A 21,091-nucleotide genomic window follows, 5' to 3' on the forward strand; every position below is an offset into this window, starting at 1 on the left:
CGTATACTGTCGTAATAGAGAGAATAGGAAAGGATGAGAGAATGGCTACCAATCAAGATGTACAAGAATCCGTCGCCCAAGTCGATAAATTGATCAATCAAGTAATGGATGCGGATATGTGGATTCGTTTTGGGATGAAACTACTGATTGCGCTCATCATCATCGCGGCGTTCTATGTGTTGACGCGCGTTTTGACTGGGGCAGTCTCACGTCTCTTTACGATCAGGAAAATCAATGAACATGACTACTTGGCACAACGACAGAACGAGACGCTGTTGAAGTTGCTCCAAAATGCGATTCGTTACGTACTTGGAATCATCATGTTGTTGACAGTGCTTAGTCAGTTCGGAATCAACATCACCGGTCTCGTCGCCAGTGCCGGAATCGCTGGTCTCGCGATTTCGTTTGGTGCGAAGAACTTGGTGCAAGATATCATTACAGGAGCGTTCATCATCTTCGAACGTCAGTTTAAAGTCGGAGATTATGTACGCGTCGGTGTAATCGAAGGCGTCGTGACGGAACTTGGTATCCGGACGACAAAACTCAAAGGACTCAACGGGGAAATCCACATCATCCCGAACGGTCAGATTTTGCAAGTCACGAACTATTCGGTCGACAACAGTTTCGCACTCGTCGATGTCCAAGTCTCCTATGATGAGGATCTTGAACGCGTCGAACAAGTTCTGCATGAGATTGCAGACCGGACGACGAAGAAGTATGTCGATATGTTCGTCGAGCCGATTCAGATGCTCGGTGTTCAGACACTTGGTCCTTCAGAAGTCGTCTATCGTTTGATGGCAGAAGTACCACCGATGCAACATTTCCAAGCTGGTCGTCTGATCCGGAAGGAATTGAAGCAAGGACTCGAAGAAGAAAACATCAAGATCCCGTATCCACGGATGGTCATGATGAATCCAGAACAAAAGAATGGTGGACAGACGGATGATTCCAAAAACGTATCAACTCCATGATTATGTTGAGATGAAGAAGCAGCATCCATGTGGAACGAACCGATGGCAGATCATTCGGGTCGGCATGGATATCCGAATCAAATGCCAAGGTTGCGGGGCGAGCATTTTAATGCCACGTCGTGATTTTGATAAACGATTGAAAAAAGTCTTACCAGAGTGACGAAAAAGCGGATGTGATTCTCGTGATCACATCCGCTTTTTCGTTGTCTTTCATAAGCGAAGTGATTGTGTTCGATTAGAGCGTGATTAAAAAAGACGGTCGAGCTCCTTGCTTAAAAAAAATGAACTATCTATAATTGTGAAAGATGTGCTGACGTGGTGTAATCATTCTACCCACTGCGGCCGCTAGCACGGATTTCCTAGGAAATACCGAAAAGGAGGAATTCCAAGTGGGATTAACAGCAGGAATCGTTGGCTTACCAAACGTAGGAAAATCAACACTTTTTAACGCCATCACACAAGCAGGTGTCGAGGCAGCGAACTATCCGTTCGCAACGATCGACCCGAACGTCGGTGTCGTTGAAGTACCAGATGCACGTCTTCGGAAATTGACAGAACTCGTCAACCCGAAAAAGACGATCCCGACAGCATTCGAATTCACGGATATCGCCGGTATCGTAAAAGGTGCGTCTAAAGGGGAAGGGCTCGGAAATAAATTCCTCGCGAACATTCGTGAAGTAGATGCGATCTGTCAGGTCGTGCGTTGTTTCGTAGATGAAAACATCACACACGTGGCCGGAAAAGTCTCACCGATCGATGATATCGAGACGATCAACCTCGAATTGATCCTCGCAGATCTTGAGCAGGTCGAAAAACGGATTCAGCGTGTCCAAAAACAAGTCAAGTCGCGCGATAAAAACGCAGCGGCTGAGCTTGAAGCACTTGAAATCGTGCAAGCGTTGCTCGAAGATGAGAAACCAGCACGTCTCGCTGAATTGAACGAAGATCAAGCAGCACTCGTCAAACACTTCCAATTGTTGACGATGAAACCGATGCTTTACGTCGCGAATGTCGGCGAAGATGAAGTCGCAGATGCAGACAGCAATGAGAACGTGCGTCTCGTCCGTGAATTCGCAGCAAAAGAAGGCGCAGAAGTCATCGTCATCTGTGCTCGGATCGAAGAAGAAATTGCAGAGCTTGAGCCGGAAGAGCGTCAAGAGTTCCTCGTCGATCTCGGAATCGAAGAGTCGGGTCTTGATCAATTGATCCATGCGGCGTACAGCACGCTTGGTCTTGCGACATACTTCACAGCAGGTGAAAAAGAAGTACGCGCTTGGACGTTTAAAAAAGGCATGAAAGCTCCACAATGTGCGGGTGTCATCCACTCGGACTTCGAACGCGGATTCATCCGTGCAGAAGTCGTTTCGTACGAAGATCTAGCAGCTGCAGGTAACATGGCGACAGTCAAGGAACAAGGTCGTTACCGTTCAGAAGGTAAGGAATATGTCTTCCAAGACGGCGATGTCGTCACATTCCGCTTCAACGTCTAATCGAAAACGAATCGTTATTGCATAAAGCAAAATACTTTGGTAGTATTAACGAATGTGAGTAATGAATTATTGCTCCTTGCTCGAACATTCGAGCCGCCAGTCCAAGAGGAGGTGACAGATATGCGTAAATACGAAGTACTTTACATCATCCGTCCGGAACTTGATGAGGAAACACGCAAAGCAACAGTGGAGCGTTTTAACAAAGTCCTCACTGATAACGGTGGTACAGTTGATAAAACAACTGAAATGGGTAAACGTCGTTTCGCTTACGAAATCAATGATATGCGTGAAGGGTTCTACGTTCTTCTTAACGTGACTGCTGAACCAGCAGCTACAAAAGAACTTGACCGTCTCATGAAGATCAGTGACGATATCGTTCGCTTAATGATCACAAAAGACGAGAAATAAGCTGAAACAGGAGAGTGATTCTGATGATTAACCGCGTCGTTTTAGTCGGTCGGTTAACTCGTGACCCGGAAATGCGTTATACGCAGAGCGGGATTGCGGTAACGCGATTCACACTCGCATGTGACCGTCCTTTCACAGGGCAAGATGGGAAGCGAGAAGCTGATTTCATCGATTGCGTCGTTTGGCGCAAGCAAGCAGAGAACGTTGCTCAGTATTTGAAGAAAGGTAGTCTTGCTGGTGTAGAGGGTCGCCTCCAGATTAGCAGCTACGACGATAAAGAAGGGCAACGCCGTTACCGTGCGGAAGTCGTCGCTGATAGCGTCCGCTTCCTTGAGTCACGTAACGCGAGCCGTTCTTCGGATGGTAGCGAAGGCTACGCTTCATCAACTGGTGGAAACGGGAATGCTGCAGGATGGGGTTCACAGCAACAGCAGAACAACTCTTCCTCGCCAGCACCCGCTTCATCGAATTCGGGCTTCGGCGCTGATCCGTTCAGCGGCGGTAGTTCAATCGACCTTTCAGACGACGATCTCCCGTTCTAAGGAAATCGTCCTGAAAAATCCAAGTTAAAAAGGAGGTTAATCACATGGCACGTCGTCCAGGTGGAAAACGTCGTCGTAAAGTATGTTACTTCACGTCGAACCACATCACTCATATCGATTATAAAGACGTAGAACTTCTCAAACGTTTCATTTCGGAACGCGGTAAGATTCTTCCACGTCGTGTGACTGGTACTTCAGCGAAATACCAACGTCCACTTACAATCGCAATCAAACGCGCACGTCAAATGGCTTTAATTCCATACGTGGCTGACTGATTTCGTAGCACCATCCTCAAGCGTGAGGGTGGTGCTTTTTTTCGCTTCTCTTTCATCCCCTCCTGCTTTTCGGTTATAATAAACAAGTTACTAAAAATTTTAATTAACCCTATAGAGCATATAAGGAGGACACGATGGAGTCAGGTCAACAAGTATCACCGGAACGCGAACGACGTATCGTTCGCTTCATTCCGTATCTATTAATCGTCGGTCTGCTTCTCGTCGTCGCTGTCCGCGAACCGGTCATCTCTGCCATCGGAGCCGTCGTGACTGCCCTCCTCTTCGGATTGCACCTATTCGAAGAACGTCGTGCACGCAGGGCATGGGAGACGTACGTCGCCGGAATCTCGATGCAAGTCGAGGAGACGGGACAAGATGCGTTGACGAACATGCCAATCGGGATTTTGTTATACGATGAGGAAACGCTTGTCACCTGGTTCAATGATCCGATGCGGGATATCTTTGATGATGTAGCAATGGGACAGACGCTCAATGAGCTCGATCCCTTATTCATCGAAATGGTCGCGACGAATGAGGATCAAGCGACGCTTGAAATCGGCGATGCCGTGTATCGTGTCTTTTCGAATCATGAGAACCGGACCTTTTACCTGTTCGATATGACGGAAGAAGCACAAGTTGAACAACAACTCGTCGATAATCAGACGGTCATCGGTGTCATCTATCTCGATAACTACGATGAGATGACACAAGGCATCGAGGATCAGTTACGCAGTGAACTGAACAGCCGGGTCACGCAGTTGTTGAATCACTGGGCAGCGGAACACGGGACGTATATCAAGCGGACCGCGTCCGATCGGTATTTCATCGTTACGACAGAAGAGAATCTACGGATTCTCGAACGATCGAAGTTTACGATTCTGGATACGGTTCGGGAAGAGACGAGTCAACGCGGCGTCCAGTTGACGTTATCCATCGGAATTGGTTGCGGAAGTGACCCGATTCCGGCGCTTGGTCAGATGGCTCAGTCGAGTCTCGATCTTGCGCTGGGACGAGGAGGCGACCAAGTCGTCATCAAACGTGATGGGAAGGTCCGCTTTTACGGCGGCAAGACGAATCCGACGGAAAAACGGACGCGCGTCCGGGCCCGGGTCATCGCTAACTCGCTTCGTGACTTAATGCAGGAATCGAGCCGTGTCCTGATCATGGGTCATAGGAATCCAGACATGGATGCACTCGGATCAGCAATTGGCATTTTGAAGCTTGCGGAAATGAACGATAAGGAAGCACATATCGTCTTACCACCGGAAGAAATCGGACGCGGGATTCGCCGGATGATGGATGAGATTGCCGAAGTACCACAACTCGAGACGCGATTCGTCAATGCGTTTCAAGCTGATCAATTGATCGACGATCAGACGTTGCTCGTCGTCGTCGATACACACAAACCGTCACTTGTCGTCGTACCGGCATTACTCGACCGATTCGAGCATATGGTCGTGATTGATCATCACCGTCGAGGGGAAGATTTCATCGAAGATGCGGTTCTCGTATATCTTGAGCCGTATGCTTCTTCGACGTCGGAGCTCGTCACCGAGCTGATCGAGTATCAACCGACGAATCAGAAACTGGCGATGCTTGAAGCGACCGCGTTACTCGCTGGGATCATCGTCGATACGAAAGGCTTTGCCCTACGGACCGGTTCCCGGACGTTCGATGCTGCATCCTATTTACGCTCACAAGGTGCTGACACAGTGCTCGTACAAGAGTTCCTCAGTCAGGATCTTGAGACGTACGTCGAGCAGTCACATATTCTCGAGCGATCCGAAGTCTATACGGAAGGGATGGCGATTGCGACAGCAGAGCCAGGCGTCATTCACGATCAAGTGTTGATCGCGCAAGCAGCCGATCAATTGTTATCGCTTCGAGGCATTCGCGCCGCTTTCGTCATCGCGGAACTTCAAGACGGACGAACGGCGATTAGCGCCCGTTCGCTTGGGGATGTCAACGTTCAGTTGATCATGGAGACGCTCGGTGGCGGCGGTCACTTGACGAACGCGGCGACACAGATGTCAGAATCAGTCGTCACCGTGGCGGATGCGTTGCGTAAAGCAATCGATCAATATTTAGAAGATGAGACAAAAGGAGAGGAATCAGAATGAAGGTTATTTTCTTACAGGATGTAAAAGGACAAGGGAAAGCAGGAGACGTCAAAGACGTGGCCGATGCTTATGCAAATAACGTACTCTTCAAGAAAAAGTTGGCGCGCCCTGCGACGACTGGCAACTTGAAGCAACATGAAGCACACGAACGTAAAGCAGCAGAAGAAGCAAAACAAAACTTGCTTGACGCGCAAGCGTTAAAAGAAAAAATCGAAAAAGAGACGATCGTCGTCTCGACGAAAGCCGGTGAAGGCGGTCGTGTCTTCGGATCAGTCACAAGTAAACAGATTGCAGAAGCACTTAAAAGCATGGGTTACAAGATCGATAAACGCAAAATCGAGCTCGAGCACCCGATCAAGGCACTTGGCTTTACGAAGGTACCATTGAAGTTACACAACGAAGTGACAGCGACACTGAACGTTCAGGTCAAAGAGGCGTGAGTAGAAAAGGGGACCGGTGATGAGTGAAGTCATGCAAAATATGCCTCCCCAAAGCATCGAGGCAGAACAAGCCGTCCTAGGGGCGATCATGATTGATGCGGATCGTTTGATCAGTGCATCGGAACGTCTGTTACCGCAGGACTTTTACCGTGCCTCTCACCAACGGATCTTTGAAGCGATGCTCGTGCTGTCCGACCGAGGCGAAGCGATCGACCTCGTTACGGTGACAGCCGAGCTCAGTACGCTCGGGATTCTAGATGAGATTGGTGGTCTACCCTATCTAGCGGAACTGGCAGAAGGGGTACCAACTGCAGCCAACATCAATTATTACGTCAACGTCGTTGACCAGAAGTCGACGCTCCGGCGTCTCATTCGGACGGCAGGCGAGATCGTTACTGACGGGTACGAGCGGCAAAATGAGGTCGATGTCCTGCTGAACGAGGCAGAACGGAAGATTCTCGAAGTCTCACAAGGAAAAGGGAGCGCGAGCTTCATTCCGATCTCGGACGTTTTGACGAGTGCCTATGCAACGATTGATAAATTGCATAAGCAAAGCGGTGAGACGACGGGGATTCCGACCGGTTTCCAGGATCTCGATAAGATGACGGCGGGCTTCCAGCGTAACGATCTAATCATCGTTGCAGCACGTCCATCGGTCGGGAAGACGGCGTTCGCCTTGAACATCTCGCAAAACGTCGCGACACGCGCTGACGAGAACGTCGCCATCTTTAGTCTTGAGATGGGTGCCGAACAGCTCGTCATGCGGATGCTCTGTGCCGAAGGAAACGTCGACGCCCAGCGACTCCGGACCGGTCAACTTGAAGAAGAGGACTGGGGCAAGTTATCGCTTGCGATGAGTAATCTGTCTCAAGCCGGCATCTACATCGACGATACACCGGGTATTCGTGTCAACGATATCCGGGCGAAGTGCCGTCGTTTGAAGCAGGAGCACGGTCTTGGGATGATCATGATCGATTACTTGCAGTTGATTCAAGGGAATGGTCGCTCTAGCGACAACCGTCAACAAGAGGTTTCGGAAATTTCCCGTTCCTTGAAATCACTCGCGCGTGAACTTGAAGTCCCCGTCATCGCCTTATCGCAGCTCTCGCGTGGGGTGGAGAGTCGTCAAGATAAGCGACCGATGATGTCGGATATCCGGGAATCGGGAGCGATCGAGCAAGATGCCGATATCGTCGCCTTCTTGTACCGTGATGATTACTACAATAAAGAAACGGAAGATGCGAATACGATTGAGATCATCATCGCGAAACAGCGGAATGGTCCAACCGGTACCGTCAAGCTCGCCTTCCGAAAAGAATTCAACAAGTTCGTGGATCTCGAGCCAAGCAACTCGTACGCGCCACCTGCTTAATCCAAGCTACGTCTTGCCCTCGATGAATCGGAGGCAAAACGTAGCTTTTTTTATTTTCACCTAAAGATTCTCAGTTTATTCACTAAAAACGATAATTAAACGAACGAAAGAGAATTGCAACAATTAATTGTTCGGTATTTGGTTGACTTCTTTTTTTTATCGCGTTACACTTAGTCGTGGTTTTGAATCGTACGTGGAGGTGGATGATAAGATGTCATCAGTAGTAGTAGTCGGAACACAGTGGGGCGACGAAGGAAAAGGGAAAATCACCGATTTTCTTTCAAAACAAGCTGACGTCGTAGCACGTTATCAAGGTGGAGACAATGCAGGACATACGATCGTATTCAATAACGAGACGTACAAATTGCACTTGATCCCATCAGGTATTTTTTACTCGGATAAGAAATGTGTCATCGGGAACGGTCTTGTCGTCAACCCGAAATCACTCGTCAAGGAATTGAAGTATCTGCACGATCGTGGTGTTTCAACGGATAACTTGTTAATTTCGAATCGGGCGCATGTCATCTTGCCGTATCATCAGTTGCAGGATCAGTTAGAAGAAGAAGCGAAAGGCGACGCAAAAGTTGGAACGACGCTAAAAGGAATCGGACCGTGCTACATGGATAAAGCCGCACGAATCGGAATCCGGATGGCAGACTTACTCGACAAAGAAACGTTCGCTGAGAAGTTGAAGATCGTTCTCGACCAAAAGAACCGTATGTTCACGAAGATGTATGACGCTGAACCAATCGCGTTCGACGATATCTTCGAAGAGTACTATGCATATGGACAAGAGTTCGCGAAATATGTCTGTGATACATCCGTCGTCGTCAACGATAGCCTTGATCACGGTGAAAAAGTGTTGTTCGAAGGCGCACAAGGTGTCTTACTCGACCTTGACCACGGAACGTATCCGTTCGTTACATCATCGAACGCATCTGCCGGTGGTGTCGCATCAGGTGTCGGTGTCGGTCCAGCTCGGATCGATCACGTCGTTGGTGTTTGTAAAGCGTACACGTCACGTGTCGGTGACGGTCCGTTCCCAACGGAATTGTTCGATGACATCGGTCATCAGATCCGTGAAGTCGGTCGTGAATACGGGACGACGACAGGACGCCCGCGTCGTGTTGGTTGGTTCGACTCTGTCGTCGTACGCCACTCGCGCCGTACAAGTGGGTTGACGGATCTTTCGCTCAACTCGATCGACGTTCTGACAGGACTCGAAACGTTGAAGATCTGTACATCGTACGAATTCAATGGTAAACAGATCGATGAGTACCCAGCAAGCTTCCGTGATCTTGAAGCATGTGTCCCAGTTTACGAAGAGCTTCCAGGCTGGAAAGAGGACATCACAGGTGTCCGTCGCTTTGAAGATCTACCGTTGAACGCACAGAACTACGTCAAGCGGATCGCGGATCTGACAGGCATCTCACTCGTCACGTTCTCGGTCGGACCGGGTCGTGAACAGACCGTCGTCTTGCGTGATCTCTACGAAGAAGCATAAGTCTCAACAGCCTCTTGCCTCCTGCAAGAGGCTGTTTTTTGTGCGAAATGGTTCACAAACGGAAGCAAAAACAGGTATACTGAATACAGTGTTTCACGTGGAACCTCTCCCGTGAGACGACGAACAGTAGAGCGAGTGGCGCCGGGAGTTTCCGTCGCCACCTTTCTATATGCCGAAAAAACAGGTAAAATAGATTGAATAGAAATTTTTAAGGGGGCACACCCAGTGACGGAACGTAAAATTCTAGTCGTCGATGACGAGTTACCGATTGCAGATATACTCAAGTTTAAATTAGAAAAAGAAGGCTACCAGGTCGCGATCGCAAACGACGGTGTGGAGGCATTAGAAAAATTCGAGGAGTTCAAACCGGATTTGATGTTACTTGATATCATGCTTCCACTAATGGACGGGATGGAGGTCTGCCGGGAAGTCCGGAAGACGTCGAAGATTCCAATCATCATGCTGACAGCAAAGGATTCTGAAATTGATACGGTACTTGGTCTTGAGCTTGGTGCGAATGATTACGTGACGAAGCCATTCAGCTCACGTGAGTTACTCGCCCGCGTTAAAGTCCACTTGCGCAATACGAGTCCGGAAGCTACACCACAACCGGTTGGACCAGGTCCACTCAAAGTCGGAGAACTGTATATCGATACGAATTCACATACAGTGACGCGTAAGGATCAAAAGATCGAGCTGACGCAACGTGAGTTCGAATTGTTGCATTACCTCGCGAAAAACATCGGTCAAGTCATGACACGTGAGCATTTGTTGCAGACGGTCTGGGGCTATGACTACTTTGGTGACGTCCGGACAGTCGACGTCACAGTGCGCCGTCTTCGTGAAAAAGTCGAAGATAACCCAAGTACGCCGGTCTATATCATGACGCGTCGTGGGGTCGGCTACTATCTCCAAGACGGGGAGAATGAATAACGATGTTAAAAGGAACGAACTTCTTTAAATCCATCCAATGGAAACTTGTCGTCATCTATGCCTTATTGATTTTAGTGGCGATGCAGGTCATTGGTGTCTACTTCGTTCGTTCCCTTGAAAAGCAGTACATTACGAACTTCTCGAAGTCGGTCGAGGACCGGGCAGGTCTTGTCGCCTATAACGTCGGGAAGGAATTCGATAAAACAGGCGATGATGAAGCCTCCAAGCGGCAGTTGTCCCAATCACTAGGGCAACTGCTGTCTGAGTTTAGTAATGGCTCCACCTCAAGGAACGACATCCTCGAAGTCCAGATCATCGATCAGGACTCGATCATCCAAGCGACATCGGATGATGAGAACCAGTCGGCGGTCGGTCAACGGGCGACGAATTCACTGATTAAAAAAGCGCAGGCAACGAGCTCGACCCGGACGGACACCGTACTCGATCCGGAATCAGAAGATAAGATCCGGATCTTTGCCGTACCCGTCACCTCGGAACGAGACGGTGTGACAACCGGGATGATTTATGTCCGTGCCTCGATGGAGTCGATCTATTCGCAGATGCAACAGGTCACGCGGATTTTGGCGACCGGAACAGTCATCGCCCTCGTCATCACGTCGATTCTCGGAGTCTTGCTGTCGCGGACGATCACGCGTCCGATTTCGGATATGCGGCGTCAAGCGATCGAGATGCGACGCGGGAACTTCTCGCGGAAGGTCAAAGTCTATTCGGATGATGAGATCGGGCAACTTGCTCGTTCGTTCAATGAATTGACGGATGAGCTGCTCGAAGCGAACGCGACGACGGAAGCCGAACGGCGGAAGTTGACGAGTGTCCTTGAGAACATGACCGACGGCGTGATTGCGACGGACCGGACGCTGCGCGTCATCTTGATGAACGATCAAGCGAAGGATATCGTCGGGGCTGACGATGCGAGTGTCGTCGGCACGAACTTGAAGGATCTACTGGCACTCGGTGACGATTTCATGATTCCGGAAGACGGCACGATGCCACCTCGTCTGCTTGATTTCAGTAGTGAGGACGAACTGTTCCTCGTCCGGGCATTCTTCTCGCCCGTCAAGAAACACAGTGGACCGATTACCGGGATGATCGTTGTCCTACATGACGTCACGGAACAGGAGCAGGTCGAACAGGATCGACGTGAATTCGTCGCGAACGTCAGTCACGAGCTCCGGACACCACTGACGACGATGCGCAGCTACCTCGAAGCCTTGGCAGAAGGCGCCTATCAGGATGAGGAACTCGCACCGCGTTTCCTTGAGACGACACAAAATGAGACGGAGCGGATGATCCGCCTCGTCACCGATCTTTTACAGCTGTCGAAGATGGACAGTAAGGAATACAAGATGAACAAGGTCCGCTTCGATTACATTCAGTTCTTGAATGAGATTCTCGATCGCCATGACATGACGAAGCCGGAACGGATTCGTTTCCGTCGTAAGATCATGAAGCGGAAAGTCTATATCCGTGGAGATCAGGATAAATTGATTCAGGTCGCAGATAACATCCTGACGAACGCGATCAAATACTCACCGGAAGGCGGAACAATCACCGTCCGGACGATGCTCCGGGCAAAACGGATCGTCATCAGCATCAAGGATGAAGGTGTCGGAATCCCGAAAGCGAATCTCCAAAAAATCTTCGAACGCTTCTATCGTGTCGATAAAGCCCGTGCCCGTAAAATCGGCGGAACTGGTCTTGGTCTGTCGATTGCGAAAGACGTCGTTTCGGCTCACGGTGGCGACATCTGGGCAGAAAGCGAATGGGGACGCGGTACGACGATTTACTTCACGCTTCCGTATGAGGTGATCGAAGAGGTGGATGCCGGATGAAGAAACAACACTGGAGTTCGCTGTTACTCGTCCTGCTCGTCGCCGGTTCGATCGCTCAGACAGCGATGCTCTGGACCTATCATCCAAGCAGTGAATCGATCGAGCGGGAACAAGTCTCGTTCAACGAGATCGATGCCTCAAAGACGATTGAAAGCAACCAGCTGATTAATCCGGAATTACTTGTCTATTCCGATCAGGAAGGGACGTACCAAACGCAAATCATCGGGCGGACCTTCCTCAACCGGATCGGTGCATCGTTCAATATCGGGGTCCTTGTCCTGACGGATAAAGCAAAGAACATCCCGGTCGGCGAGCGGAGCGTCGAGATGATTTTTCCGACACCGATCAGCGCAACGATGCTTGAGGAGTTACTCGGAGAAAAACAGATCGCGTTCTCAGAACCGATCAAACGGCTCTATCTCCTCGATTACGATGGTCCGATTCTCCGTCTTGAGTCGGCGACGGGGCGCCTAAAGGACTTTAAACTCGTCGGCGATGAGACGGTTCTGAAACGACTGTTCGCGTACGATAAGAAAAAACCGATGACGCGTGTCGAACTCAAAGGGGGCGATTATACGTATGTCGCGAGTGGTACGACACGGCTGGAACAAGTCTTCGTCTATGACGAGGTCGGGCAATCGCCGCAACCACTCGATCGCATCCGGAGTGCCTTCTTTGCCGAAAATTCGAACGTCCAGCAAATCAAGAGTCGCGATGATCTCGACGTCTTGACGGATGGCGTCAGCGTCTCAACGTACGACCGAAACTACAATGTCTATCGCTTCAACACGTTATCGCCGAACACCCAAAGCTCGACCGTTGATTACAGCACGCTCGTTAGCTACGTCAACATTCATGGAGGCTGGCTTGATCAAGAGACACAACGGAGTGGTTTCCGCTATTACTTCGATCAGATGAGTAAGAAGGGCGAGGAACAGACGGCGACGTTCCGGTTGTACTTGAACCGGTATCCGGTGTTCGGGGAGAGCGGTCCGTTGCTCGAACAGACGAAGTTCGATCTCGCGACACTGAAGATCATGTATGAAGAAAATCAAGTCCGATCGCTCAGCCGCAGCATGCTTCGAGCGAAGCGGAAGTTGATCCTTCGGGAAGAGACGGTGCCGGCTGTTGAAACGGTTCTTGAACGTTTAAGACGCGCCGATCTCTTAAAAGAAATCAGTGGGATCCGGGTCGGATATGAGATGACGTATAAAATTTCAACGAGCCGCTACGCTGTCTTTGAGCCGACGTGGTTCATCAAGGTCGATGGAGTCTGGCAATCGATCAATCAAGCTGTCGGGAATGAGGGGTGAGGACGAATGGACTGGAGTAAAGCGAAGACCTTATTGATGCTGACCTTTTTGATCCTGAACGTCTACCTTGCCATTCAATTGATGGACCGGATGGTCGAGCCGCGGATCGTCGCGACGAGTGCGACCGGGAAGTCGATCTTGAAGGATCGTCACATCGACGAGAAAAAACTGCAACCGGTCACGCGAGACATTGGCTATTTAACAGCCGAAGTCGACGCACGAACGTTAGCACCACTTGCGAGTTCACCGATTCGTGACGCGGTCGCCTCCGTCAAAAACGATGTCGAGTGGTCGGTCCGCTTAACGAAACCGTACCGACTCGAAGCGAAGACGATGCGGGATTCCGCTTCATCGTTCGTTCAAGCGTCCGTTCGGTATGGTGCCGAATATACATTTTGGAAGTATGATAGTAAGTATCAGGAGATGACATTCGTTCAGACGTATAAGGGACAGCCGCTCTATTCGACACCACAGCAGTCGCGTGAGGACGATGCGATGATCGGACCGTCCCTGCTCGTCTTGCAGCTCAACGATGCGAAGGAAATCGTCAGCTATAAGCAACGCCACTTGAACAAGGTCGTCCGGCAAGCACAGGATGTGACGTTGTTATCGGCAAGTGAAGCGATCGTCCAGTTGTCGGAGCAAGGTTTGTTTCCGGCATCGAAGCGGTTGACGAGTCACAAGCTCGGTTATTTCTGTCTCGTCACGGAAGGCACGGAATCCGTTCAAATCCTGCCGCCGACGTGGCAAATCGAGCTCGACAATGAAGAAGTCTACTTCGTCAATGCGATTGACGGCGGTGTCCAGACCGTCGAACGATTGGATACAGTCTCAGAGAAATGAGGAATGCACGATGAGCCTACACTACAGCGTCATGGCCAGTGGCTCGACGGGGAACGCCCTCTATATCGAAAGTGAACAGACTCGTTTGCTCGTCGACGCGGGACTGACCGGCAAGGCGATGCTCGCCTTGTTCGACCAGATCGACCGGTCGCCGCAGGGTATCGACGGTCTGTTCGTCACCCATGAGCACTCCGACCATATCAAAGGCGTCGGCATCATGGCACGCAAGTACAACATCCCGCTCTATGCCAATGAAAAGACATGGGCGGCGATGGAAGCGAAGATTGGTAAGATCGATCCGGCGCTGAAGTTCCTCTGGGAAGTCGGAGAGGTCAAGCAGTTCGGTGACATCGAGGTCGAATCGTTCAACGTCAGTCACGATGCAGCGAATCCGATGTTCTTCCAGTTCGCGCATGAAGGAAAACGATTGGCACACATCACCGATACCGGATACGTCTCGGACCGGATGAAAGGTGTCATTCGGGGCGCCGATGCCTATATCTTCGAAGCGAACCACGATATCGGTATGCTCCAGATGGGACATTATCCGTGGAGCGTCAAGCGGCGGATCCTCGGCGACTACGGACACGTCTCGAACGAGGACGCTGCGATCGCGATGAGCGAGGTCCTTGACGACCGGACGAAACGGATCCACATGGCCCATTTGAGCAAGGATAACAACATGAAGGAACTCGCCCGGATGAGTGTCTCCCAGACGCTCGCGAGCCGTGACGTCGATCTGAGTAAGATTCAGCTTCTCGACACGGATCCGGTCATTCCGACGCCGCTTCTGAAGCTTTGATTATGGGAAATTACTGAATATGCTCAAAAGACCCCCACATTTGGCTCACTTGCCACGTGATGGGGGTATACTTGTGTAAAGAGAGTCATAAAGGAGGCGTATGTCGATGGATCGACCGGAAGAACCACGGAACGAATCCGAACGATACGAACAGTCATCCGATGAGAGCGGCTTCCCGCCCCGTCAGTCGGCAACGAGCGAACCGGTCAGCCCTTATCGTGAACCATATGAAGAACAACCGGAACAATCGCGTCGTCGCGGTGCCGGAAAAGCCTTTTTCGTCGGTCTGATCGGTGGAATCGTCGGAGCCTTGTTGATCGCCCTCGTCGCGTGGCCGTTCGTCCGTGATGAGATGACAAGTCCGACACCGGTTTCGTCAACGGCAACGGAACAGACCGCGACACAGACGACAGAGGATGAAGCCGACATCGTCGGTGCGGTCGGTAAGACGAAGGAAGCCGTCGTGAGCGTGACGAACCTTCAGAGCTCGTTTCAAGGAACTGATCAGGAAACGGGTGCAGGGTCCGGCGTCATTTATAAAAAAGACGGCAATAAAGCCTACGTCGTCACGAACTACCATGTCGTCGAAGGCGCGAGCCGCCTGTCTGTCACGTTATCTGACGGAACAGCACTCGAGGCAAAAGTCCTCGGAGAAGATCCGACGTACGATTTAGCCGTCCTCTCGATTGATTCATCGAAAGTGACACAAGTCGCAAAACTGGGGGATTCGGATACGTTACGTGCCGGTGAAACGGTGCTTGCGATCGGAAACCCACTCGGGATTTTCGCGAACTCCGTCACGCGCGGTGTCATCAGTGCGCAGGAACGGACGGTTCCAGTTGATACGAACAAGGATGGACAGCAAGACTTTAATACAGAAGTCATTCAAACCGATGCAGCAATCAACCCGGGGAACTCCGGTGGAGCGCTCATCAACACAGCTGGTCAATTGATCGGGATTAACTCGATGAAGATTGCAGAAGCAAGTGTTGAAGGAGTCGGATTTGCGATTCCGATCAACGAAGCGTTACCAATCATGCGTGATCTTGAGCAAAACGGCGAAGTCGTTCGTCCACAGCTCGGGATTCAGATTCGCGACGTGCAGGAATTCCCAAGCGGATACCGCGAAGATCGTCTGAAATTACCGGATGATGTCACGAAAGGAATCGTCGTCGTTGGTCTAACACGTAACAGTGGAGCCGAAAAAGCGGGGATGAAGGCAAACGATGTCATCGTTGAGATCAATGGTAAAGAAATCGCGTCCTTCGCTGATCTAAAAAGCGTTCTCTACCGGGATGCAAAAGTCGGTGAAACGGTCAAAGTCACGTTCTACCGGGGCGGTGAAAAACAGACAGCAGATGTAAAGTTGTCGGCTCAGTCGCCAACCGTTCAGTAAGGCATCACCTGAAAACCATCCACAGGTCCGACCTGTGGATGGTTTTTTTAAGTAAGGAACCTGCGGCTTTTCCGGTCAGGAAGGTCGATATTTGTTATACTGGAAGCGGATAAATGTGGATAAGTGAAAGGAGGAGACCACCTGTGGATAAGTACGTTTGTTTAGAACATGTCGAGCTCGCACTCGACGAAATCGTAGATGAAACAGAACAATACCCGATTCTCGATCAGCTAAATCCAGAAAAAAACATCACCTGTGAATACTGCGAGGCACCGGCAACATATCTTGTGTCAAGCAAAAAATAAATATCAACATGTGGATTTGTGGATAACTCTGTGGATAACTCCTGAATTTTCTGTCAGAAAGCGAGAAAAAAGATGCAAATTACCATCATTACGGTCGGAAAGCTAAAAGAGAAGTATTTGAAGCAAGGCATCGCCGAATATACGAAGCGTCTCGGCGCGTACTGTTCGATCCAAGAAATCGAGGTCGCGGACGAAAAGGCACCAGAGCAGTTGAGTGAAGCGGAGATGGCACAAGTGAAGAAAAAAGAGGGCGAACGGATTTTAGCGAAGATCGGACCGGATGTTCACGTCCTCGCACTTGCTATTGAAGGAAAACAACGGACGAGTGAACAGTTCGCAAAAGAACTCGATCAACTCGCGACATACGGCAAGAGCAAAATTGCTTTCGTCATTGGTGGATCACTCGGTCTTGCACCAGAAGTGATGCAGCGTGCGAACGATACAATCTCCTTCTCAAAGATGACATTTCCGCATCAATTGATGAAGATGATCCTTTGTGAACAGATTTATCGGGCGTACCGGATTAATCGGAATGAGCCTTATCATAAATAAACAGTATTTAGATGACCGCCTTAAGTGTAGTAACTGATACTCGAGGTGGTCTTTTTTAAATAATAAGATTAACCCTTATATCACAATTAACATAATAAATATAAATGAAAGGTATACATAATGGTTATTCAGATTATAGAACAGAAAACACGTAGTCAGATTAAAGACTTTTTTACTGTGCACTGGGGCAGTTCACAAATGGTAACGTCAACAGGTGTTCATGATTGCAGTCTGTTGGATGGATTTTATGTTACGAATGATGATCATGAAATCATTGGACTAATCACCTATCATATTACTTCACAGACGTGCGAAATCATTTCACTGGATAGTCTTGAAGAAAATAAAGGAATCGGTTCACAATTGATGCAAATGGTAGAAGAAAAGGCAACACAGCAACAATGCAACTTGCTGACGCTCGTTACGACAAACGACAATGAACGTGCGATACGTTTCTATCAACATCGGGGATATACAATATCGCAGGTGATTCCGAATGCCGTAGAACTTGCACGCAAAATAAAACCGGAAATCCCGTTATACAATGAAAAGGGAGTTCCGATTAAAGACGAAATCGTCTTGATAAAACATTTATGAGTTACTTATTCGTTGTTGATGTTAGAACTTCTAAATAATCTTTCTCACTCTTGAATTGATCATTCACAATCAAATCCGGTGAAATCAAATAGGTTCCGGCATGTACACCGTGCGTAATTTTAAAGTAGCATGTCTTAGGTGCAAGTAGACTTTTCGATCGATGAATCTGCTCTCGTGATAGTGGCGTCCAACCTGATTGATCTTGTGAATTAGCGAAAGAGACAATAATCGATTGGTCCGCTTGAATCAACAGTACAAGATCGTTGTCTTGTAAACGCGATGGATTGACGTGGGCTAGGATCGGGTCGGCAGACTTAGCGATAAAACCGCCAATAGTAGCGTGCGACTGCTGTTCCTTGATGAACTGTTGAATCATAGTTATCCTCCTAACTAGATTTATGGATTACTCCAACTTTTCTTTCGTGATGATACCAATACCGTAACCAAACAGCATGATGATACCGGTAACGAGTAACGCAGGCACGTGACTTTCTAGTGCCATGTAGAGACCTGCACCACTTAAGATGACACCGGTTGGGATCAAAACGTTTCGCATGAGCTATACCCCCTAAATGGATGATGACGTTGTTCTCACTATACCGGATAGAACGTCAGATAAAGTGCATGATTTAGTAAATAATGACAATCTGATTTTGAATATACAGAACGAAAATAGACGCCGCCCATTAACTTGGACAGCGTCTGTTTTTCATTATGTTCGCTCTAGTACATTGACGAGCATCTGATGGATGACGTCATGATCCCGCACGTCATGGACACGATAACTACCGGGTAACGTATAGACGTCTATCGCCCCGACGTAAGCAATCTTTAGTTCTAACGTTCCGTCCTCCTGGCAGGTCGTCCGGAGTTCGAGTTCACCGCTGATGACCCCGACTTCTTGCGTCATGACACCATGTGTGGCGGTAAAGATAGAGGTTTTCGTTTCCATCGAATCAACTCCTTTTTAGTATGTACATGTGTTCAACATCGTTTGTAAGGCTGTTTTTTCACTCGACTGTAAGCTGAGGTTCCAGCGGCTCTTCGTATTGATCCACATCTTTGAGTAAGCACAGCTCGCACCTGCCCGTGTCGGCTTCCATGTCGACGGATCCTGGTCCCCTTTTGAACGGTTCGAGCTTGCAGAGACAGCGATCAATTGCGGACCTGTTAAATCGTTTGCGAACGCTTGACGAGTCGTCGTCGTCCAGCTACTTGCTCCTGAGCGCCATGCTTCAGCGAGCGGTACGACGTGATCAATGTCGAGGTCAGACGGGTTCGTGAATGTCAGTCCGTCATAGTAACTATACCAAGAACCGGATGTAACGGGGCACGATCCGACATATGAATCGGCGTCACGTTTTAAGACGACTTGTCGTGTATCACAGCCGCCTCCTTGACTACTCCAGTGCGGGAACAAATCGCGCGAATAACCGGTCATGCTGCCTTCTGTTTTAACAGTCAAGGCATCGAGTTGAGACTGGGCCGTGGCTTTCGACGAGATGCCCGATGGTAACGCGGAAACGGATGTCGTATCGAATTGGAAAGCGATCAGGCAGACGAGCGTAGTGATGACGATGGACTTGATGGCTTTGAACACGTGTCATTCCTCCTATGTATGAGACGAGATGATGTGAAGACACCCTTCACAATTTTTAGTATGGCATCACTCATTTAGGAGAAAATAAATATCGTGTAAATGTTACTAAAATTAAATTTTTGTCATTATATGAAAGGGTCTGATGTTAGGATTTAGGTGGAGAAGAAAGGGGACGATGTTAATGAATGAACGAATCAAAGGTTGGTTGATCGTGTGCGGTGTCTTTTTAGTCGTAAGTGGCACGTTGACGGAAGCACAACGTTATTTCAATACAAAAGAACTAGAGAATTGCATCGCGCAAGCTCGCGCTGCCCACCAAGAATATGAATATGAGATCGTTAATCCCGTCACACGCGCTTATTCGTTCCGTGCGTATTGATTTTCTAAAAGATGTCGGGTCATCTCGCATATGGTACGCTTTTCAGGAAGCAGGATTTTAATGATTCGAGGATAATGATTCGAGGAGCTGGTATGCATGAATAAAAAAGACATCGCCGACATCCGTCGTCACTTCAAGATGGATGCCGATTTACTAAAAATCCATGAAATCTACAACGTCTATATCCGAAAAGAGACGAGCGAAATCTATCATGAGGAAGCCCGACCGTTTCCGTTGCTTGATCCGGAACAACAGGAGCTGTTCCTTGCAAACTTCAAGAAGGTACTAGGTGGAAAACTCGACGTCAAGCTGTTCGAGGTCAAGTTCACCCATCCGGAAGAAGGAGAGACGGGTCATACGCAACAACTGCTTTACGAAGGACTGTATGCGGAAGAGCCAGAGGACTGGGTCGAACAGATGCAGACGATGGCGTTGAAGATGGTTCAAGACGTCCAGTACGAGAATGACCTCGTCGTCACGTTCATTCGCGGACAATACTATAAAACGACGAAGCGCCAAGCGGATGAGACAGAGATCGATCCGAATGACGACGTCTATACGACACCGTTCATCCTCGGTAGCCTTAACTTAACGGAGTTACCGAAACAATCGCTCGTCTTTGATTTTGTCGAACGGGAATTCAAGTCGAACTTATTCATCAATCCGGTCATCAAACTGGCGTCGCCGATCGGTGGATTTCTCTTCCCGACCTTTACCGACAACGCAGCAGACGTCAATCATGTTTTGTATGCAGCGGGCAAACCGAATAAACCGGATTTCGGCTTCCTTGAACACGTCTTGAACGGTCAACCGATCGTCACGGCAGATGAAGATAAAGCGATTTTCGAGGAAATCGTTAAATCGGTCGTCGGTGAATCGATGGATACGAAGACGTTAGCCGGTGTCTATGAAAACATCAACCAGTTGATCGTCGTCGAAGAGGATCAAGATGAGGAAGACGTACCGATGCTCGACGTTCAGGAAGTTGAGCGTGTCCTCAAGGCGAGTGGTGTCGAAGACGTCAGCACGGAGCAGGTCGAACGAGCGTTCAAGACGGTTGTCGACGATCCAACGTATGAGATGAAGGCGAGTAACATCGTTCCGAACTATGAAGCGAAATCGATTAAAATCAATACGAAGGTCGCAAACATCGCGATCAGTCCGCAAGACTTGAAGTACGTCAAACAAGTCAACTATCAAGGTAAACGATGCCTGTTGATTGAGGTCGAGGAAGACACGGTCATCGATGGCTTTACGATCGTTTCGCAAGAACAATTACGATGAAGATCAGCGCAGGCAACTGCGCTGATTTTTTTGGGTGAAACATTTGCTTCTCCTGTCAAAGACAGGTATATTGTGATGTAAGCGGTATCTTTTTTTAAAAGAGGCGTTCGAA

Annotated in this window: 25 protein-coding genes; 21 read left to right on the top strand and 4 right to left on the bottom strand. The window is 49.2% G+C overall.

Annotated features, from left to right (window positions below):
* Positions 1 to 41: 41 nt before the first annotated feature.
* The 19 genes from ASG02_RS14320 to ASG02_RS14405 all read left to right on the top strand — a co-directional run bounded on the left by ASG02_RS14320 (position 42) and on the right by ASG02_RS14405 (position 17,716).
* Positions 42 to 971, top strand: a complete 930-nt coding sequence (locus ASG02_RS14320) for a mechanosensitive ion channel family protein (protein ID WP_056064622.1) — start codon at positions 42 to 44, stop codon at positions 969 to 971.
* A complete protein-coding gene (locus ASG02_RS14325; RefSeq protein WP_023469853.1) occupies positions 943 to 1,131 on the top strand; it encodes a DUF951 domain-containing protein in 189 nt (62 codons plus the stop codon). Before ASG02_RS14320 ends, ASG02_RS14325 begins: the two co-directional genes overlap by 29 nt.
* Positions 1,132 to 1,360: 229 nt before the next feature.
* Positions 1,361 to 2,461 carry a redox-regulated ATPase YchF gene (gene ychF, locus ASG02_RS14330; RefSeq protein ID WP_035411737.1) on the top strand — a complete coding sequence of 367 codons (1,101 nt, stop codon included), beginning with the start codon at positions 1,361 to 1,363 and terminating at the stop codon, positions 2,459 to 2,461.
* A gap of 120 nt (positions 2,462 to 2,581) precedes the next feature.
* Positions 2,582 to 2,869: a 30S ribosomal protein S6 gene (gene rpsF / locus ASG02_RS14335; RefSeq protein WP_035411738.1), complete on the top strand. Its 288-nt coding sequence runs from the start codon at positions 2,582 to 2,584 to the stop codon at positions 2,867 to 2,869.
* A 23-nt stretch (positions 2,870 to 2,892) separates the two neighbouring features.
* Positions 2,893 to 3,411 (top strand): single-stranded DNA-binding protein, encoded by a 519-nt coding sequence (ssb, locus tag ASG02_RS14340; protein WP_023469850.1) that lies wholly within the window; start codon positions 2,893 to 2,895, stop codon positions 3,409 to 3,411.
* A 44-nt stretch (positions 3,412 to 3,455) separates the two neighbouring features.
* Positions 3,456 to 3,686, top strand: coding sequence for a 30S ribosomal protein S18 (rpsR, locus tag ASG02_RS14345; RefSeq protein ID WP_023469849.1), 231 nt, complete (start codon positions 3,456 to 3,458; stop codon positions 3,684 to 3,686).
* Between the two features lie 134 nt (positions 3,687 to 3,820).
* Complete coding sequence (locus ASG02_RS14350) at positions 3,821 to 5,806, top strand: DHH family phosphoesterase (protein ID WP_056064625.1); 1,986 nt, start codon at positions 3,821 to 3,823, stop codon at positions 5,804 to 5,806.
* Positions 5,803 to 6,246 (top strand): 50S ribosomal protein L9, encoded by a 444-nt coding sequence (gene rplI, locus ASG02_RS14355; RefSeq protein WP_023469847.1) that lies wholly within the window; start codon positions 5,803 to 5,805, stop codon positions 6,244 to 6,246. Before ASG02_RS14350 ends, rplI begins: the two co-directional genes overlap by 4 nt.
* A gap of 19 nt (positions 6,247 to 6,265) precedes the next feature.
* Entirely contained in the window at positions 6,266 to 7,618 is a 1,353-nt protein-coding gene (gene dnaB, locus ASG02_RS14360; protein WP_023469846.1) for a replicative DNA helicase, read from the top strand.
* Positions 7,619 to 7,829: 211 nt separating this feature from the next.
* Positions 7,830 to 9,122, top strand: a complete 1,293-nt coding sequence (locus ASG02_RS14365) for an adenylosuccinate synthase (protein WP_056064628.1) — start codon at positions 7,830 to 7,832, stop codon at positions 9,120 to 9,122.
* Positions 9,123 to 9,347: 225 nt separating this feature from the next.
* Positions 9,348 to 10,055 (top strand): response regulator YycF, encoded by a 708-nt coding sequence (gene yycF / locus ASG02_RS14370; protein ID WP_023469844.1) that lies wholly within the window; start codon positions 9,348 to 9,350, stop codon positions 10,053 to 10,055.
* 2 nt (positions 10,056 to 10,057) lie between these two features.
* Positions 10,058 to 11,908, top strand: coding sequence for a cell wall metabolism sensor histidine kinase WalK (gene walK, locus ASG02_RS14375; protein WP_035411745.1), 1,851 nt, complete (start codon positions 10,058 to 10,060; stop codon positions 11,906 to 11,908).
* Positions 11,905 to 13,221: a two-component system activity regulator YycH gene (yycH, locus tag ASG02_RS14380; protein ID WP_035411747.1), complete on the top strand. Its 1,317-nt coding sequence runs from the start codon at positions 11,905 to 11,907 to the stop codon at positions 13,219 to 13,221. The genes walK and yycH overlap by 4 nt, the downstream gene beginning before the upstream one ends.
* 6 nt (positions 13,222 to 13,227) lie before the next feature.
* Positions 13,228 to 14,064: a two-component system regulatory protein YycI gene (locus ASG02_RS14385; protein ID WP_056064631.1), complete on the top strand. Its 837-nt coding sequence runs from the start codon at positions 13,228 to 13,230 to the stop codon at positions 14,062 to 14,064.
* 10 nt (positions 14,065 to 14,074) lie between these two features.
* The gene (locus ASG02_RS14390) at positions 14,075 to 14,866 is read left to right on the top strand and encodes an MBL fold metallo-hydrolase (protein WP_056064634.1); all 792 of its coding nucleotides are present in this window, start codon (positions 14,075 to 14,077) and stop codon (positions 14,864 to 14,866) included.
* 106 nt (positions 14,867 to 14,972) lie between these two features.
* The gene (locus tag ASG02_RS14395; RefSeq protein WP_056064637.1) at positions 14,973 to 16,262 is read left to right on the top strand and encodes a S1C family serine protease; all 1,290 of its coding nucleotides are present in this window, start codon (positions 14,973 to 14,975) and stop codon (positions 16,260 to 16,262) included.
* Between the two features lie 143 nt (positions 16,263 to 16,405).
* Positions 16,406 to 16,567, top strand: coding sequence for a CxxH/CxxC protein (locus ASG02_RS15455; protein WP_069201504.1), 162 nt, complete (start codon positions 16,406 to 16,408; stop codon positions 16,565 to 16,567).
* A 72-nt stretch (positions 16,568 to 16,639) separates the two neighbouring features.
* Entirely contained in the window at positions 16,640 to 17,119 is a 480-nt protein-coding gene (gene rlmH, locus ASG02_RS14400) for a 23S rRNA (pseudouridine(1915)-N(3))-methyltransferase RlmH (protein WP_023469837.1), read from the top strand.
* A gap of 198 nt (positions 17,120 to 17,317) precedes the next feature.
* Positions 17,318 to 17,716 (top strand): GNAT family N-acetyltransferase, encoded by a 399-nt coding sequence (locus ASG02_RS14405; RefSeq protein WP_369814225.1) that lies wholly within the window; start codon positions 17,318 to 17,320, stop codon positions 17,714 to 17,716.
* A gap of 1 nt (position 17,717) precedes the next feature.
* Here the strand turns inward: ASG02_RS14405 and ASG02_RS14410 are convergent, their stop codons facing one another.
* From ASG02_RS14410 to ASG02_RS14420, 4 genes are all read right to left on the bottom strand, one after another.
* Positions 17,718 to 18,092, bottom strand: coding sequence for a hypothetical protein (locus ASG02_RS14410; protein WP_056064643.1), 375 nt, complete (start codon positions 18,090 to 18,092; stop codon positions 17,718 to 17,720).
* Positions 18,093 to 18,119: 27 nt separating this feature from the next.
* On the bottom strand, positions 18,120 to 18,272 hold the full coding sequence (locus tag ASG02_RS15630; protein ID WP_156359010.1) for a hypothetical protein: 153 nt from the start codon (positions 18,270 to 18,272) through the stop codon (positions 18,120 to 18,122).
* Between the two features lie 156 nt (positions 18,273 to 18,428).
* Positions 18,429 to 18,668: a hypothetical protein gene (locus ASG02_RS14415; RefSeq protein ID WP_056064645.1), complete on the bottom strand. Its 240-nt coding sequence runs from the start codon at positions 18,666 to 18,668 to the stop codon at positions 18,429 to 18,431.
* A 15-nt stretch (positions 18,669 to 18,683) separates the two neighbouring features.
* On the bottom strand, positions 18,684 to 19,304 hold the full coding sequence (locus ASG02_RS14420; RefSeq protein WP_369814227.1) for an HNH endonuclease family protein: 621 nt from the start codon (positions 19,302 to 19,304) through the stop codon (positions 18,684 to 18,686).
* 193 nt (positions 19,305 to 19,497) lie between these two features.
* Between ASG02_RS14420 and ASG02_RS14425 the strand changes: the two genes are divergently transcribed.
* Together ASG02_RS14425 and ASG02_RS14430 are read left to right on the top strand one after the other, a co-directional pair.
* Complete coding sequence (locus ASG02_RS14425) at positions 19,498 to 19,695, top strand: hypothetical protein (protein WP_056064652.1); 198 nt, start codon at positions 19,498 to 19,500, stop codon at positions 19,693 to 19,695.
* A gap of 96 nt (positions 19,696 to 19,791) precedes the next feature.
* On the top strand, positions 19,792 to 20,979 hold the full coding sequence (locus ASG02_RS14430; protein ID WP_056064655.1) for a DUF4317 domain-containing protein: 1,188 nt from the start codon (positions 19,792 to 19,794) through the stop codon (positions 20,977 to 20,979).
* Positions 20,980 to 21,091: the final 112 nt, after the last annotated feature.

The organism is Exiguobacterium sp. Leaf196 (genome assembly GCF_001423965.1).
GTDB lineage: Bacteria > Bacillota > Bacilli > Exiguobacteriales > Exiguobacteriaceae > Exiguobacterium_A.

What these genes read in the sequence shown, in the direction of transcription:
- ASG02_RS14415 (WP_056064645.1), bottom strand. Translation starts at nt 18,668, where the DNA reads ATGGAAACGAAAACCTCTATCTTTACCGCCACACATGGTGTCATGACG.
- yycH (WP_035411747.1), top strand. Translation starts at nt 11,905, where the DNA reads ATGAAGAAACAACACTGGAGTTCGCTGTTACTCGTCCTGCTCGTCGCC.
- ASG02_RS14350 (WP_056064625.1), top strand. Translation starts at nt 3,821, where the DNA reads ATGGAGTCAGGTCAACAAGTATCACCGGAACGCGAACGACGTATCGTT.
- walK (WP_035411745.1), top strand. Translation starts at nt 10,058, where the DNA reads ATGTTAAAAGGAACGAACTTCTTTAAATCCATCCAATGGAAACTTGTC.
- rlmH (WP_023469837.1), top strand. Translation starts at nt 16,640, where the DNA reads ATGCAAATTACCATCATTACGGTCGGAAAGCTAAAAGAGAAGTATTTG.
- ASG02_RS14410 (WP_056064643.1), bottom strand. Translation starts at nt 18,092, where the DNA reads ATGATTCAACAGTTCATCAAGGAACAGCAGTCGCACGCTACTATTGGC.
- rplI (WP_023469847.1), top strand. Translation starts at nt 5,803, where the DNA reads ATGAAGGTTATTTTCTTACAGGATGTAAAAGGACAAGGGAAAGCAGGA.
- ASG02_RS14320 (WP_056064622.1), top strand. Translation starts at nt 42, where the DNA reads ATGGCTACCAATCAAGATGTACAAGAATCCGTCGCCCAAGTCGATAAA.
- ASG02_RS14365 (WP_056064628.1), top strand. Translation starts at nt 7,830, where the DNA reads ATGTCATCAGTAGTAGTAGTCGGAACACAGTGGGGCGACGAAGGAAAA.
- rpsR (WP_023469849.1), top strand. Translation starts at nt 3,456, where the DNA reads ATGGCACGTCGTCCAGGTGGAAAACGTCGTCGTAAAGTATGTTACTTC.
- ASG02_RS14405 (WP_369814225.1), top strand. Translation starts at nt 17,318, where the DNA reads ATGGTAACGTCAACAGGTGTTCATGATTGCAGTCTGTTGGATGGATTT.
- ssb (WP_023469850.1), top strand. Translation starts at nt 2,893, where the DNA reads ATGATTAACCGCGTCGTTTTAGTCGGTCGGTTAACTCGTGACCCGGAA.
- ASG02_RS14385 (WP_056064631.1), top strand. Translation starts at nt 13,228, where the DNA reads ATGGACTGGAGTAAAGCGAAGACCTTATTGATGCTGACCTTTTTGATC.
- ASG02_RS15630 (WP_156359010.1), bottom strand. Translation starts at nt 18,272, where the DNA reads ATGCGAAACGTTTTGATCCCAACCGGTGTCATCTTAAGTGGTGCAGGT.
- ASG02_RS14430 (WP_056064655.1), top strand. Translation starts at nt 19,792, where the DNA reads ATGAATAAAAAAGACATCGCCGACATCCGTCGTCACTTCAAGATGGAT.
- dnaB (WP_023469846.1), top strand. Translation starts at nt 6,266, where the DNA reads ATGAGTGAAGTCATGCAAAATATGCCTCCCCAAAGCATCGAGGCAGAA.
- ASG02_RS14425 (WP_056064652.1), top strand. Translation starts at nt 19,498, where the DNA reads ATGAATGAACGAATCAAAGGTTGGTTGATCGTGTGCGGTGTCTTTTTA.
- rpsF (WP_035411738.1), top strand. Translation starts at nt 2,582, where the DNA reads ATGCGTAAATACGAAGTACTTTACATCATCCGTCCGGAACTTGATGAG.
- ASG02_RS14325 (WP_023469853.1), top strand. Translation starts at nt 943, where the DNA reads ATGATTCCAAAAACGTATCAACTCCATGATTATGTTGAGATGAAGAAG.
- ASG02_RS14395 (WP_056064637.1), top strand. Translation starts at nt 14,973, where the DNA reads ATGGATCGACCGGAAGAACCACGGAACGAATCCGAACGATACGAACAG.
- ASG02_RS14390 (WP_056064634.1), top strand. Translation starts at nt 14,075, where the DNA reads ATGAGCCTACACTACAGCGTCATGGCCAGTGGCTCGACGGGGAACGCC.